The sequence below is a fragment of the Brevundimonas sp. GW821-FHT10E09 genome (assembly GCF_058809375.1).
In genome coordinates, this window is sequence record NZ_JBXASO010000026.1 from 1 (window position 1) to 14,439 (window position 14,439).

General features: G+C 66.2%; 10 protein-coding genes and 1 riboswitch. Of the genes, 4 read left to right on the plus strand and 6 right to left on the minus strand.

Translation table 11 applies throughout. The features are described 5' to 3' along the window. Both AC1RSI_RS16455 and AC1RSI_RS16460 read right to left on the minus strand, forming a co-directional pair. Positions 1 to 236: hypothetical protein (locus AC1RSI_RS16455; protein ID WP_492322702.1), on the minus strand; the 236-nt coding region annotated here is incomplete at its 3' end. A gap of 152 nt (positions 237 to 388) precedes the next feature. Continuing rightward, positions 389 to 823, minus strand: a complete 435-nt coding sequence (locus AC1RSI_RS16460) for an acyl-CoA thioesterase (protein WP_008258890.1) — start codon at positions 821 to 823, stop codon at positions 389 to 391. Positions 824 to 935: 112 nt separating this feature from the next. Between AC1RSI_RS16460 and AC1RSI_RS16465 the strand changes: the two genes are divergently transcribed. Further along, positions 936 to 2,078, plus strand: a complete 1,143-nt coding sequence (locus AC1RSI_RS16465) for a zinc-dependent alcohol dehydrogenase family protein (protein WP_154726696.1) — start codon at positions 936 to 938, stop codon at positions 2,076 to 2,078. Between the two features lie 15 nt (positions 2,079 to 2,093). Here AC1RSI_RS16465 and AC1RSI_RS16470 read toward each other — a convergent pair whose 3' ends face one another. From AC1RSI_RS16470 to AC1RSI_RS16485, 4 genes are all read right to left on the minus strand, one after another. Further along, on the minus strand, positions 2,094 to 4,556 hold the full coding sequence (locus AC1RSI_RS16470) for a S9 family peptidase (RefSeq protein WP_154726697.1): 2,463 nt from the start codon (positions 4,554 to 4,556) through the stop codon (positions 2,094 to 2,096). Positions 4,557 to 4,722: 166 nt separating this feature from the next. Next, positions 4,723 to 8,076, minus strand: a complete 3,354-nt coding sequence (locus tag AC1RSI_RS16475; RefSeq protein WP_154726698.1) for an autotransporter domain-containing protein — start codon at positions 8,074 to 8,076, stop codon at positions 4,723 to 4,725. A gap of 135 nt (positions 8,077 to 8,211) precedes the next feature. Then, complete coding sequence (locus AC1RSI_RS16480; protein ID WP_154726702.1) at positions 8,212 to 9,060, minus strand: ribokinase; 849 nt, start codon at positions 9,058 to 9,060, stop codon at positions 8,212 to 8,214. Beyond that, positions 9,060 to 9,995 carry a nucleoside hydrolase gene (locus AC1RSI_RS16485; protein WP_154726699.1) on the minus strand — a complete coding sequence of 312 codons (936 nt, stop codon included), beginning with the start codon at positions 9,993 to 9,995 and terminating at the stop codon, positions 9,060 to 9,062. Before AC1RSI_RS16485 ends, AC1RSI_RS16480 begins: the two co-directional genes overlap by 1 nt. 128 nt (positions 9,996 to 10,123) lie before the next feature. After that, positions 10,124 to 10,233, plus strand: a riboswitch (TPP riboswitch). A 57-nt stretch (positions 10,234 to 10,290) separates the two neighbouring features. On the opposite strand from AC1RSI_RS16485, the gene thiC reads away from it, so the two are divergent. The 3 genes from thiC to AC1RSI_RS16500 are packed head-to-tail and all read left to right on the plus strand — an operon-like array spanning position 10,291 to position 14,383. Then, complete coding sequence (gene thiC, locus AC1RSI_RS16490; protein ID WP_447941196.1) at positions 10,291 to 12,309, plus strand: phosphomethylpyrimidine synthase ThiC; 2,019 nt, start codon at positions 10,291 to 10,293, stop codon at positions 12,307 to 12,309. Between the two features lie 48 nt (positions 12,310 to 12,357). Then, a complete protein-coding gene (locus AC1RSI_RS16495) occupies positions 12,358 to 13,572 on the plus strand; it encodes a hypothetical protein (RefSeq protein ID WP_230307705.1) in 1,215 nt (404 codons plus the stop codon). 16 nt (positions 13,573 to 13,588) lie between these two features. After that, positions 13,589 to 14,383, plus strand: a complete 795-nt coding sequence (locus AC1RSI_RS16500; protein WP_291751592.1) for a hypothetical protein — start codon at positions 13,589 to 13,591, stop codon at positions 14,381 to 14,383. Positions 14,384 to 14,439 lie beyond the last annotated feature (56 nt).

Here is a 14,439-nt window from a genome sequence, read left to right on the forward strand (position 1 = left end):
AGAGCGCCTGCAGCCCCGCCAATGTCGATCCGTCCCGCGTAGATGTCGGTGCTGTCGCCCTCCACCATTGGAGAGTAAATCTCCCGGCGATTGGCGCGTGCTATGGTTTTGATGCTGACCAGAACGCCGTTGGAAGCGGTTACCGTCGAATCCTCGATATCCTGCGCGACAGCTGCGCCTGCGACCGTGAGAGCCATCGACGCCACGCAGGCTCGAGATAAGAGCACACCGAACATGTGGGTTACCTTAGTGGACGGCGGCATTTCGCCCATAGTCGATACATACTCCAGTGGCGACTATCGAGCACACTGAAAGCCCGCAACGGGTCGAAGGCGGTCATCGACACTTGCGCCGAAAGCCGCGCCCGCCCCAGGACGCCGCCCTTCCCTCACCCCGCCTTCAGGTTCTCCACCACCGCTCTCAGCTTGGCCGGCAGGGGCTTGGGTCGGCGCGTCTCGGCGTCAACATAGACGTGGACGAAATGGCCGACGGCGGCCGGCACGTCGGCGCTGCGCTTGAACACGGCGAAGCCATAGCTGACGCTGGAGGTGCCGATCCGGTCCACCTTGATCCCGACCTCGATCACATCGGGAAACTTCAGCGCCGAGGTGTATTGGCAGCCGCTATCCACCACCAGGCCGATGGACTCGTCCAGCGCATTGGCGATCATCAGATGGGCGTTCACCGCCGAGTCCACGAACTCGTAGAATTTCGCGTTGTTGATATGGCCATACTGGTCGTTGTCGGCCCAGCGCGTCGAGACCATGTGAAACGCCTTGTAGGTCGCGCGTTCGGCCAAGGGGCCCAGTTCCGTCTTCGGCATTGCGGTCTTCCTCCTGGGCGACATTCGGCGTCGCTCTCGATGCGAGGCTCGGGCTTGGACGCCGTTGCGTCAAGCGCCTATCGATAGCGCATCGATGACGAAGGCTTGACCCATGAGCATCACCACCCGCGCCGCCGTCCTGTCCGCCATGGGCGCCGCGCACCCCTACCGCGACAGCAGGCCCCTCTCCGTCGAGACGGTCACATTGGACCCGCCCGGCCCCGGCGAGGTCCTGGTCGCGATCAGGGCCGCCGGCCTGTGCCACTCGGACCTCAGCGTCATCAATGGCGACCGTCCCCGCCCCCTGCCCATGGCCCTGGGGCATGAGGCCGCAGGCGTGGTCGAGGCCCTGGGCGACGGCGTCACGGACCTCAGCATCGGCGACCACGTCGTCATGGTCTTCATGCCGTCCTGCGGCCATTGCGACCCGTGCGCCGGCGGCCGTCCCGCCCTGTGCGAGCCGGGCGCCGCCGCCAACGGCAAGGGCGAGCTTCTGTCCGGCGCCCGCCGCCTCTTCCGCGAGGACGAACCGGTCAACCACCACCTCGGCTGCTCCGCCTTCGCCGAACGCGCCGTCGTCTCGCGCCGGTCCCTGGTCCGGATCGATCCCGACCTGTCGTTCGAGGAGGCGGCCCTGTTCGGTTGCGCCGTCCTGACCGGCGTCGGCGCCGTGGTGAACACCGCAGGGGTCAAGGCGGGTCAGAGCGTCGTGGTCATCGGCCTGGGCGGCGTCGGCCTGTCCAGCGTCCTGGGCGCCCTCGCCTCCGGCGCCTCCCCCGTCGTCGCCGTCGATCTGTCGGAGGACAAGCTGGCCCTGGCCCGCACCCTCGGCGCCACTTCAGGCTTGGTCCAGACCGTCAACGGCGCCGATCCCGATGCGGTGGATCAGGTCCGCGCCCTGACCAAGGGCGGCGCCGACTTCGCCTTCGAAATGGCCGGCTCGGCCCGCGCCCTCGACGCCGCCTGGAAGATGACCCGGCGCGGCGGAACCACCGTCACCGCCGGCCTGCCCCCGCCCGACGCCGCCCTGGCCGTCAACATCGTCTCCCTGGTCGGGGAGGAGCGCACCCTGAAGGGCTCCTACATCGGAACCTGTGTCCCCAGCCGCGACATCCCCCGCTACGTCGCCCTCTACCGCCAGGGCCGCCTGCCGGTGGATCGGCTGATGAGCGGCGTCATCCCGCTGGACGACATCAACGCCGGCTTCGACCGCCTGCACGCCGGCGAGGTGGTGCGGCTGGTGGTCAGGCCCTGACCACCAGCCCTGAAGTCACTCCGCCGCGCGCGGCGGGGCGTTCTTCACATACTGGTCCATCCAGCGGGTCATCTCCCAAAGCGTGTGGCCCACCGATTCCCGCGCACGATAGCCGTGGGCCTCGAGCGGCAGGGTGACGTAACGCGCCGTCGCCCCCAGCCCCTTCAGCGCCGCATAGAAGCGCTCGGACTGGACCGGGAAGGTGCCGGAGTTGTCGTCCGCCTCGCCGTGGATCAGCAGGATCGGTTCGTTCAGCTTGTTCGCGTAGGTGAAGGGCGACATCTCGGTATAGATCTCGGTCGCCTCCCAATAGTTGCGCTGCTCGGACTGGAAGCCGAACGGCGTCAGGGTGCGGTTATAGGCGCCCGACCGCGCGATGCCGGTCCTGAACAGGTCGCTGTGCGCCAGCAGATTGGCGGTCATGAAGGCGCCGTAGCTGTGGCCCCCGACCGCGATCCGGTCGCGATCCGCCACCCCCATGCCGACCACCGCATCGACCGCGGCTTTCGCGTCGGCGACCAGTTGCTCGACATAGGTGTCGTTCGGCTCGGCCCCGTCCTTGCCGATGATGGGCATGGAGGGGTTGTCGAAGATCGCATAGCCCTGGGTCAGCAGGAACAGGTGGCTGGACCCGCCCGGCCGCACGAAGCGGTTCTGCACATCCACCGTCTGGCCCGCCACCGCCGCATCGGTGAACTCGGCCGGATAGGCCCACATCAGCATGGGCAGGGGCCCGTCGCGATCCTTGTCGTAACCGGCGGGCAGATACAGGGTCCCCGACAGCTTGACCCCGTCGGCCCGCTCATAGGTCACCAGCTGGCGCGTCGCCCCAGCCAGCTGCGGCGCCGGATCGGGGAAGTGGGTCAGGGCCGTCGTCTGGCCCGTCGTCAGGTCGCGGATCTGCAGGTTCGGCGGATCCAGCCGTGTCTCGCGCTGCGTCACCACCCGCTTGCCGTCCGCGTCCAGGAAGCCGACCACCGCCTCGTAATCCGTATCGGCCGAGGTCCATAGCCGCTCGCTGCGCCCCGTCGCCGGGTCCATGGCCGCCAGGAAGGGGAAGGCGCCCCGCGGCGTCGCCCCGGCCCCCGACATCAGGATGCGTCCCTGGGGATCGAAGCGGATCACCGACCGGCCCGCCGCATTGGGCTGGGTCACCGGCTGGCCCGGATCGTCGTAGCGCGCCTGATAGTTCCGCTCCAGCAGCACCCGCCCCTCGCCGGGGTTCGACGGATCGACCACGAACCGCGTCTCGTGCCGGGTGTTGAACCAGCGGCTGTTGACCACGGCCAGGTCGTCCCTGCCCCACACGATCCCGCCGAACCGTTCCTTCAGGTCGATCAGCTTGACCGGCTCGGCCGTGAAGGGCGCGGCCTGCATGAAGACCCGGTCGCGGAACTCCACCTCGCGCTTGAGGTCGCCGCCGTCCAGGGCCTCGACCCAGGTCAGGGTCGCCGGCGCATCGGCCCGCCAGCCCACCGAGCGCGGCCCCGGCGCCACGGCGTCAAACGCGGTGGGTACATCGTCCCGCAACGGCAGATCGGCGACGGTCCGCACCACACGCCCGTTCAGGTCCGTCACCACGATCTCGGTGGGGAACAGGTCGTCCGGCACCGCATAGGAGTAAGGCCGCTTGGCGATCTCGTGCAGGATGTATTTCCCGTCCGGTGATGCGGCGCTGTCCAGATAGACGGCCGGCGCCCCAATCGTCCGTACACGGCCGTTCAGCGGAACCAGGGTCAGCTGCGAGGTGAAATAATGGTCGAACAGGGCCTCGTCGCCGGGGTTCGACAGCAGGTCCTGATAGGTCCGCACCGGCGCCACACGCCCGGCCGTCTCCTCGATGTTCGGCCCCGTCGGCGCCGTCGTCACATCGGGCGCCGGCCCCCGTCCCGCCGGAACCGCCTCGACCAGCAGGCCCGAGCTGTCGGGCAGCCACTCATAGCCCGTCCCGCCCGTCATATTGACCACCGGCTCGGTCAGTTTCCGCGCCCGCGCCGTCGCCACATCCACGACCCACAGCTCCAGCCCCGTCGGCCGGTCCAGCACGAAGGCCAGGGATTTCGCATCGGGCGAAAAACGCGGCGCCGTGAACCGCGCCTCGGCCGGCAGGGCCACGACCCGCGCCGGTCCCCCGTCCACCGCCTGCAGGCTCAGCCCGGTCAGCCAGGACACCCGGCTCTCGGCCATGCCGTTGTTGCGCGGATTGATCCGCGTCCCCGCCAGCCGCAGCATCGGCTCGGCCAGCGCCTTGATGCTGGGCAGGTTGGACCGGTCCAGCAGCACCAGGATCTTGCGATCGGGGCTCAGCATCGGCGACGGCGTCGGCTTGGCGTCCAGGATGTCGGCGATCGGCGACGGCGGCTGCTGATAGACCGAAACCGCCGGCGCGGCGGCGGTCTGGGCGAACGCCCCGCTCGCCGTCGAGGCCATCAACACCGCCGCCAGCGCAAGACCGGCCCCACGAACACGCATCATCATCCGAAATCCCCCACGAGTTACAAGCGTGAGACCTAACGACACCCGACGCGCGGCGCCAAGCCGTTTTGACGTTACACTGTCACAGTCGCCCTACTGGCCCGATGGACCGCTCAACGAAAACGGCGACCCCGCCGGGGCCGCCGTCTCCACGTCCCGACCCGGTGGATCAGAACTTCATCGTCACCGTGGCGTTGTAGGTCTGGTAGTCCAGATCCTCGCGATCGACCATCGAGGCGGCCTTCAGCGTCACGCCGAACCGGTCGCCCTCGATGGCGACCGAACCGCCGATCTCGGCCCATTCACTGTCATTGCTGGCGCCGGCGAAGACCCCGCCGAAGCCGTCGGCCGCGACGAAGGCGGCCTCGACATTGCGGTTGTCGCCCGCCAGCTCATGCACCCAGCGCACGTCCAGCGCCGGCTTGATGCTCCAGCGGCCGCGACTTGTCTCGCCGCCGACCCGCAGCCCGATATGGTGCTGCAGCGAATCGAACGACTGGTCGGCGACGCTCAGGGCCGCGACCCCGCCCGTCTCCTGATAGGCGTCCAGATCGACCGAATAGGCGTTCAGCCCGATGTTCGGCTGCAGCTTCAGCCCGCCGCGCGTCAGGTTGAAGCCCAGTTCGGCCCCGCCGCTGACCACCTTGCCGTCCGTCTCCCCGTCGGCGCGGAAGCCGGCGCCGCCGATGGCGAAGGCCCGTTCGGTGTCCAGATCCGCCGCGCCATAACCGACCTTGGCCCCCAGATAGGCGCCGTACGCCAGGTCCACCGCCCCATAGAGGGTCGCCTGAACCTGACGGCTGTCGGCCGTGCTGATCCCCTCGGCGAAGTCGGACTCGCCCTCGGCATAGGCCAGGCTGGCCCCCACGGTCAGGGCGTCGATGGTCCGTTCCAGGCCGCCGACGACATACCAGGCGCTCTGGTCGTCGCTGCGGCTGTCGGCCAGGGTTCCGCGCAACTGGCCCGCCTCGCCCTCGATGGCGCCGGCGCCGAAATAGGCCGAAACTCCCTGTTTCCATCCGCCCCAGCGCGCCCGTTCCTGGGCCTGGCGGGTCGCCATGCCGGCCGCTGCGGCCGTCGCCGCCGGATCCAGCGACGCGACCTCCACGCCCGACCCGATCAGGGTCAGGCCTTCGCTCGCCCCGCCCGAGCGATCCCGCGCGATCCGTCCGTCCACCACGCCGCGCAGAGCCTCGGTCTGGGCCGACAGCAGGGTCACGCCGGAGTGGGCGGCGAAGGGCGACAGGCTCTCCAGCCCGACCTCCAGGGCCTCGCCTTCCAGCAGGTCCGTCTGGGCGTAGATGTCGCCCAGGGCCGCATAGTCCGTGGCCCGCGCTGCATCCAGCATCCCGCCGACGGTGCGTTGGGCGCGCGAGTTCGGGTTGATGAAGTCCAGATAGGACCCCGCCTCGATCTCCACCTCCACGCTGGTCGTGGTGTAGTCCAGCACCGGGTACAGCACGCCCGAGATGTCGGTGACGGCGTCGAATTCGCCGTCGATGCCGCCCTGGGCCGTCAGCACCGTATAGGTCTGGCCGAACTTCGGCGCGCTGATGAAGTTGAGCCCCAGCAGCCCGCCCAGCGAGGCAATGCCGGCCGTGCCCTCGAAACTGTCGGCCAGAACCGTCAGACGGTCGGATTGATCACCGCCGATGTCGATGAACAGGCGCGAGCCCGACGCCAGCACCAGATCGCTCAACAGGGTCAGTTCGCCGATCTCGCCCTGCCCGCCCGGGGCGATCGAGCCCATGGCCGAGGTCAGGACCGTGGAGTCGACTACGCCCGAACCGCTCAGAACCCCGCCCGCCAGCAGCATTTCAAAGGTCAGCAGCGCGCCGTCCACGTTCAGCTGACCGGCCCAGACGCCGACGTCGTTCTGGGCGAACAACAGGCCGTCCGCGCCGATGTCCAGCACCGCGCCGCTGGTCCCGATGGTCAACCGGTCGATGACGGCGGGGGCGTTCAGCGTCGTCGTTCCCGCCGACATCAGGTTGACGTCGTAGAACAGCGGCTTCTCGCCGGCCAGCACATCGCCCTGGACGTTGAACGGCACGAAATTCGTCGAACCCGGTCCGCCCGGAACGATCTCGAACGGCAGGGTCGCGCCCGGCGCCGTGCCCACCGCCGAGGCTTCGTGCCGCACCGCCAGTCCGGAGGCGGTCTGACCGCGCGAACTGCCGGCCGCCCCGCCGGCCCCGCCCGCGACGATCCCGCTCATATCGACGATCGTGCGGCCGCCGGTCACCTCGGCCTTGACCGGCTGAGCGCCGCCGCTCAAGCCGTCCTCGCGGTCATGGTTGTAGTCGGCCAGTTGTCCCGCATCGGCGCAATCGCCGAAGAAGCAGATGCTGCCCCATTCGCCGCCGCGCGAATCCACGCCCTCGGCCGGCGTGGCGGGCAGGCCCGTGACCAGATTGCCGTTGGCGTCGATGATCTTGTAGTTCGGATCCATCATCTGGACCCAGTGGGTCGGATCGAACCAGTCGCCGTTCCCGCCGGTCGTGGTGACGTATTTGTAGGGGTTGTTGGCGACGATCCAGTCGGTGAACAGATACAGGGGCTGATAGCCCGCCGTCGTGCCGTAGCTGGCCGCCCCCTGGCCGTTGAAATAGCGCGATCCCAGCGACAGGACGCCCACGACCACCGGCGTGTCGAAGGCCCGATCCAGGATCAGGGGACCGCCCGAGTCGCCCCCCGCCGTCATGCCTTCGTTCTCCAGCGCGACGTCGTCGCCGAAGATGTTGAAGTCGAAGGTCGCGGTCCCGGCCGGATCGTCGAAATCGACCATATAGAGGTTCTGACTCAGCCCGCCCTGGGCGCCGTCGCCGAACAGGAACAGGTTGATGTCGTCCAGCGACGTCAGGGCGCCGATCATGTTCTCGGCGGCCCGACGGCGGAAGTCGATCCCCTGAACCGAACCTAGGGACCCCGTCCCGCTGCGGCCGTATCCGCCGGTGATCACGTGCCGGTCCTCGTCGCCGGTCAGGGGCGAGAACAGCATGGCCCAGGTCGGCACGCCCTTGGCCGGCGAATCCAGCACGCCGATGGCGACATCGCCCTCATAGAAGCCGCCGCCCTGGGCGTCTTCCAGCGAGCGGGGGTCATAGAAGACCCGGCTCATATTGTAGTGCTGGTCGATATAGCTGGTGGCGTAGTCGCCGCTGGTGATCCAGTTCAGGATGCCGTCGAAGGCGTCGCCCTTGAACCCGATGCTGATCGGTCTGCCCTGGCCCTGGGATCCGTAGGCGACGTCGGGGAGGTCGTTGACGCAGTGGGCGGCGAACAGCACCGTGCGCGGATTGATCAGGCTGCCGGTGCAGACCCCCACCGAGCCGCCGCCGGTGTCGACGATGATGTTGCCGATGCCGTTGATCGCATCGGGGTCGGCCAGGACCGGCGGCGCGTTCGGGCTGAAGTTGTCATTGGGCACCTCCGCCGCCGCCGTTCCCGCCGCCGCGATCAGCCCGATCACCGACGCCGTCGCCAGCCAGCGACGACGACCCGTCCCGTTACGTTCAATCATGCCGTGCACTCCCCTCAAAATCCTGGGAGCCACCGTGCCGTATTATTTCCCGACTGCAATAGGCTTACGACCAGCCTGGACCAATTTGTGTCAAAAACGTTACACTAGCACAGCACAGCTTGGGCGCGACGACGCCTACTGACCCGCCAGCAGCGCCTCGACCTCATGCCGCTCCGGCGCCGACGGCTGGGCGCCGGGCCGCGTCGCCGCAAAGGCCCCGGCCGCGCAGGCGAAGCGCAGGGCCTGCGTCGGCTCCATGCCTTCCAGCAGGGCCACGGTGATGGCCGCGACGAAGGCGTCGCCGGCGCCGGTGGCGTCGACCGCCTCGACGGTCGGCGGGGTCGCCCAGGCCATTTCGACGCCGCGCTGATACATCGCCGCGCCCCTGGCGCCCTTGGTGACCACCACCCGGCCGCCGCCGCGGTGCAGGCCGTCGCCATAGAAGGCGGCCTCGGTCTCGTTGACGACGATCAGGTCGGCGCGGCGCAGCAGCATTTCCGACACCGGCTGGGCGGGGGCCAGATTGGCGCAGACGAAGCCGGTGGCCCGGCCCACCGCCGCCTCGACCGTCTCGACCGGCAGCTCCAGCTGGACGATCAGGGCGCCCTCGATCCGCTGGGGCAACTGCTCGGGCGTGACCATATGATTGGCCCCGGCCGCCACCACGATCTGGTTCTCGCCCGTCGGATCGACGGCGATCAGCGCGACGCCGGTCGGCGCCGCCACATCCGTCTCGACCCCCGCCAGATCGACGCCCAGGTCCGACATCAGGGACAGGGCCTCGCCGGCCAGGGAGTCGTTGCCGACCCGGCCGATCAGGCTGACCTCGGCGCCCAGTTTCTCGGCGGCATAGGCCTGGTTGGCGCCCTTGCCGCCCGGATAGCGGGCCAGGCTGGCCCCCGTCACCGTCTCGCCCGGCGCCGGCAGCCGGGGCGCCGTCGCGACCAGGTCCAGGTTGATCGAGCCGACGACGGTGATCCGCATCATTTCGCCTTCAGCGTCTCGGTCAGCAGGTCGAACACCCCCTGTCCTTCCGCCGCCACCGCCCAGCGGTGCCGCGCCGTGGCGGGATCGACGCGGAACTCCACCGCCGTATGGCCGCGCGTCAGGTCCGAGCCTGTCTCGACCTCGATCCGGCAGGGTTTCAGGGTGAACAGGTCCGGCTTCATCAGCCAGGCGATGGGACAGGGGTCGTGCAGGGGCGGGGCGTCCGATCCCACGACCTGCCGTTCGGTCCGCTGCGAGAAGCGCAGCAGGGCGGCGACGGTGCGCGCCGGGTCGGTGCGGATCGTCTCGACGGCGCGGATCCGGGCCTCGGTGGCCCGCACCTGATGGGTCGCGTCCAGGCCGAAGGCGATCACCTCGCAGCCCGAACCGAACACCACCGCCGCCGCGTCCGGGTCGGCCCAGATGTTGAACTCGGCCGAGGCGGTGATGTTGCCGCCCTCCGACCGCGCACCGCCCATGACCACGACCGGCCCCAGATGCTCGGCCAGGCGCCGTTCGCGCTTCATCGCCAGGGCCAGATTGGTCATCGGCCCCAGGACGGCGACGGCGACCGATCCGGCCGGGCGTTTCATCACCAGGTCGACGATGGCGTTGGCGGCGGGTCCGTCGCCGATGATGCCGGTCGGCGCGAAGGGCTCCAGGTCGCCCAGCCCCTCGGGCCCGTGGAAGTCGCCCGCCCCGGCGGGGGGCCGTTTCAGCGGGCGCTCGGCGCCGCCGAACACGGGCACGTCTTCACGGCCGGCGATCTGGCGCATCATCCGGGCGTTGCGCTGGGTCAGGTGGGCGGGGACGTTGCCGCCCACGGTGGTGACAGCCAGCAGCGTCGGCTCGGCCGCCGCAAAGGCCAGGAACAGCGCCACGGCGTCATCCACGCCGGGGTCGCAATCGATGATCAGGGATTGGATAGACACATCCCTCGTTTGACGCTCCGGACGTCGGCGGGCAAGTCCGTTTCACCGCTTATCCCACGCGAATCCGACGCCTTTTCCAGCCACGCTTGCGCCCGCTTGACGTCCGCCTCCCCCGGCGTCACCCTGAGCCTCGTTCTCCGGGGGGTCGCAATCGAGCGGCTGAGATAGAGGTTTCTCCTCTGACCCGTCGAACCTGATCCGGGTCATGCCGGCGAAGGGATGAGTACGCTTTCCGGTCCCCGTTACAGGACCCTCGCGCCCGACGTCGGCGGACCTCAAACCGTTTGAGGCCGCCATGAACATCCAAGTCACCCCGCCCGCCCTGCCTGAAGAGCCGAACGTCGAGCTCGCCCTCAAGGACGCCCGCGAGCAGGTGATGCGAGAGACCGGCGCCATCCCCACCGGCGAACGCGCCGGATCGCGCAAGGTCTATGTCGCCGGCGAACTGTACCCCGACATCCGCGTCCCCTTCCGCGAGGTCGCCGTCCACCCGTCGGCCAATGAGCCGCCGGTGACCATCTATGACAGCTCCGGCCCCTACACCGACCCGACCGTCACCATCGACATCAAGCGCGGCCTGCCGCGCGTTAAGTCGTCCTGGCAACTGGATCGCGGCGACATCGCCCCCGTCGCCAACCCGCGCGAGGTCAAGCCCGAGGACAACGGCCACGCCAGCGGCAAGAACCTGGCCCCCCGCTTCGACACCTCGCACCACCGCGTCTTCAAGGGCGTCGAGGGCCGCCCCGTCACCCAGTACGAATACGCCCAGGCCGGGATCATCACGCCCGAGATGGAATATGTCGCCATCCGCGAGAACCTGCGCAGGGAAGTGGCGAGTGGCGAGTGGCGCGTGGCGAGCGAAACCGCTCAGACCATCACCCTGGCCGACGGCACGACGGTCCCCCTCCCCTCTTCCTCCTCGCCACTCGCCACTCGCCACTCGCCACTGGAGCGCGACGGCGAATCCTTCGGCGCATCCATCCCCGACTTCGTCACCCCCGAGTTCGTCCGCCAGGAGATCGCCCGCGGCCGCGCCATCATCCCGCACAACATCAACCACCCCGAGGTCGAGCCGATGATCATCGGCCGCAACTTCCTGGTGAAGATCAACGCCAACATCGGCAACTCCGCCGTCCTGTCGTCGGTGGACGACGAGGTCGACAAACTGGTCTGGGCCACCCGCTGGGGCGCCGACAACGTCATGGACCTGTCGACCGGCCGCAACATCCACAACATCCGCGACTGGATCATCCGCAACTCGTCCGTCCCCATCGGCACCGTCCCCATCTATCAGGCGCTGGAGAAGGTGAACGGCATAGCCGAGGACCTGACCTGGGAGGTGTTCCGCGACACCCTGATCGAACAGGCGGAACAGGGCGTCGACTATTTCACCATCCACGCCGGGGTGCGCCTGCCCTTCGTGCCGATGACGGCGAAACGCGTCACCGGCATCGTCTCGCGCGGCGGCTCCATCATGGCCAAATGGTGCCTGGCCCACCACAAGGAGAGCTTCCTCTACGAGCATTTCGAAGACATCTGCGACATCATGCGGGCCTATGACGTCAGCTTCAGCCTGGGCGACGGCCTGCGCCCCGGCTCGATCGCCGACGCCAATGACGAGGCGCAGTTTGCTGAGCTGCGGACCCTGGGCGAACTGACCAGGATCGCCTGGGCCAAGGGCTGCCAGGTCATGATCGAAGGCCCCGGCCACGTCCCGATGCACAAGATCAAGGCGAACATGGATGAGCAGCTGAAACACTGCCACGAGGCGCCCTTCTATACGCTTGGCCCGCTGACCACCGACATCGCCCCCGGCTATGACCACATCACCAGCGCCATCGGGGCGGCCATGATCGGCTGGTTCGGCACGGCCATGCTCTGCTACGTCACGCCCAAGGAGCATCTGGGCCTGCCCGACCGTCAGGACGTCAAGGACGGCGTCATCACCTACAAGATCGCCGCCCACGCCGCCGACCTGGCCAAGGGCCACCCCGCCGCCCGCCTCCATGACGACGCCCTGTCGCGCGCCCGGTTCGAGTTCCGCTGGGAGGACCAGTTCAACCTCGGCCTCGACCCCGAAACCGCCCGCAAATACCACGACGCCACCCTGCCGAAGGAAGCCCACAAGACCGCCCACTTCTGCTCCATGTGCGGCCCGAAATTCTGCAGCATGAAGATCAGCCAGGACATCCGCCGCGATGCCATGGCGCAGAATGATGCGGGGGCGAGCTTGGCGGAGGCGGAGGCCGGGATGGCGGAGATGTCAGCGAAGTTCCGAGCAGGGGGAAGTGTGGTGGAGGTGAAACTACCCTAGCCCTCTCGCCTGCATTCGCTAACTATGGGAAGTGATTCGGGGACTGCTATGAGCGACACAACCTATTCAAGCCTCTTGATGGACGAACGCGTCCACTGTTGGTCCTTGATGACCACAATGGTGGTTGGGGATTACATCAACCTTGTCGAAAACGCCTACCGCGCTCGGGGTGGCATTAAGTACCAACGCGAGGCCCTGAAAACTACATCTGGGCGGCGCATTCGCGAACGTATGATCGACGATATCAAGAAGGGCGCCATTCTACCGCCTGTCGTCATAGGCGCGGTTGTGAATAGAGACGACATGGTCAACCTGAAGGATTGGCCTGCGAAAAAAATCCTCGATCACGTCAAGGACGAATGGTCAGGAAGCATCTCGATTATTGATGGCATGCAAAGAACGACAGCGTTGATGGCGGCCGCTGAGGATAAGAATCACGTATACAATCAAACAGTCCGTATAGAGTGCTGGATATCAGAAAGTACTGACAGTCTTATATACAGAATGCTGGTCCTCAACACGGGACAGGTCCCATGGAACCTGAAACGTCAGCTTCAAGTAGTCTACGCCCCTCTGATTGAAGAGATGAAACGGCGCATCACGTTTGAGCGCCTCCTTACCATGGAGAAAAGTGAACGACGATACAAAGGTGGCGAGTTTAGTGCTGACAGTTTAGTCGAAGCATACTTGGCTTTCGGACTTCGAAAGACTGAAATCGACACCCAAGAATCTCTGGCCGATGAGTTCTCTCGCCTCGATATGGCGGAGGCAATTACCACCTCAAAGTACAATGATTTCTTCTATCCCATTGTACAAGTCCTAGTGGATATCGACAAAGCGTTCTCTCGGCACGATACTGTTGCTGAACAGATGGAAGGGGCGGACATTAATGATGGCGTGACGCCCTCCAAATTCCGCTTCGGTCGCAACATCTTCGACAGCCAGCCCGCACGCGTCGGGTTCATTGTAGCGTGTGCTGTCGGCGTTCTCGGACGTCTAGGAATGGATCGTGACCCAGCGGCCAGCACTGCAGCGATGGACCGACTCAAGGAAGGCTCGTCGGCCTTGGTCGCGCACCTGGAAACCCTTAGTCCAGCGGAACTGGGCCAATTCCTCAGTTTGGACGTCCTAAGCGAAAAAATCGGCGTCCAGAAACGGTCGGGCGTGGGCCGGCAGGAACGAGCATTCTTCGAAACTGCATTCAAAGCGCTTATCGACGAAAACTTCGCCATACCCCGAATGGAGGTGTGCTGGAGAGCCTGATGTGGCCCGGAACAGAATGGCTATGAGCAACGTAATTTTCGGGCGGCTTATCGCGTTTGCAGGCGCGCTCGGCGTGCCGATAAACGACCCCACAACGACTAGGTTTGTAGCTCGCCATTCGGATGAAGATGCCGACCTTATGGCCAAGGCCAAAGTCACCTTCTACGACGTGACGCGAAAAATACGGCTATTCCGGTTGGTCCATAACGAATGCGTATACTTCTGCGTCTTCGGCTTGCCCAAACTCGAAGAGTTGCCGACTGGCTTGGACGACCACCCGTTGACGCCTGGCATACTTCAATCGTGCATCGTTGAAGGCGATATACAGCCTCGCCGAACAGTCAGCGGCTATGACATCAAGGATGCAATAGAGATAGTTCCTTTAGATGATGACGGAAGATATGTCGGGCATGACTTCGCGCCGGTAGCTGCGCTTTTTCCGCCTGCGGCCGTATTCAAAGCCTCCACAAATGAAGATTTTCATTCGTCAAACCTGCGGGTTATTTCGGCACTGATCGCCCAGTCATATGAAGACGGTCCTCTGGAACTCGGCGAACAGAATATACGCAGCTTGGTTGGAATCATCGAGGGCGGATCGCCACACATTCCGTTCGAAAACTTACTTCAAGGGATGCTCTCAATATATTGGAGCAGCCTGTTTCTAGAGTTGTATAGATGCATCGAACAGCTTTACGCGGCTCCTCGCATAATAAAACTGTGCGAACATTGGCCATCTACACTGCCAATCCACGATCTCGCAAGACAAATTGAGAAGTCATTGGGATGGCGGCCTAGGCTCAGGACCCATTGATGTGATGTGCTCGATCTGATTCAGGCTCTGTAAGGAGACTGGATATGAGCGACCTC

What these genes read in the sequence shown, in the direction of transcription:
- AC1RSI_RS16460 (WP_008258890.1), bottom strand. Translation starts at nt 823, where the DNA reads ATGCCGAAGACGGAACTGGGCCCCTTGGCCGAACGCGCGACCTACAAG.
- AC1RSI_RS16465 (WP_154726696.1), top strand. Translation starts at nt 936, where the DNA reads ATGAGCATCACCACCCGCGCCGCCGTCCTGTCCGCCATGGGCGCCGCG.
- AC1RSI_RS16470 (WP_154726697.1), bottom strand. Translation starts at nt 4,556, where the DNA reads ATGATGATGCGTGTTCGTGGGGCCGGTCTTGCGCTGGCGGCGGTGTTG.
- AC1RSI_RS16475 (WP_154726698.1), bottom strand. Translation starts at nt 8,076, where the DNA reads ATGATTGAACGTAACGGGACGGGTCGTCGTCGCTGGCTGGCGACGGCG.
- AC1RSI_RS16480 (WP_154726702.1), bottom strand. Translation starts at nt 9,060, where the DNA reads ATGCGGATCACCGTCGTCGGCTCGATCAACCTGGACCTGGTCGCGACG.
- thiC (WP_447941196.1), top strand. Translation starts at nt 10,291, where the DNA reads ATGAACATCCAAGTCACCCCGCCCGCCCTGCCTGAAGAGCCGAACGTC.
- AC1RSI_RS16495 (WP_230307705.1), top strand. Translation starts at nt 12,358, where the DNA reads ATGAGCGACACAACCTATTCAAGCCTCTTGATGGACGAACGCGTCCAC.
- AC1RSI_RS16500 (WP_291751592.1), top strand. Translation starts at nt 13,589, where the DNA reads ATGGCTATGAGCAACGTAATTTTCGGGCGGCTTATCGCGTTTGCAGGC.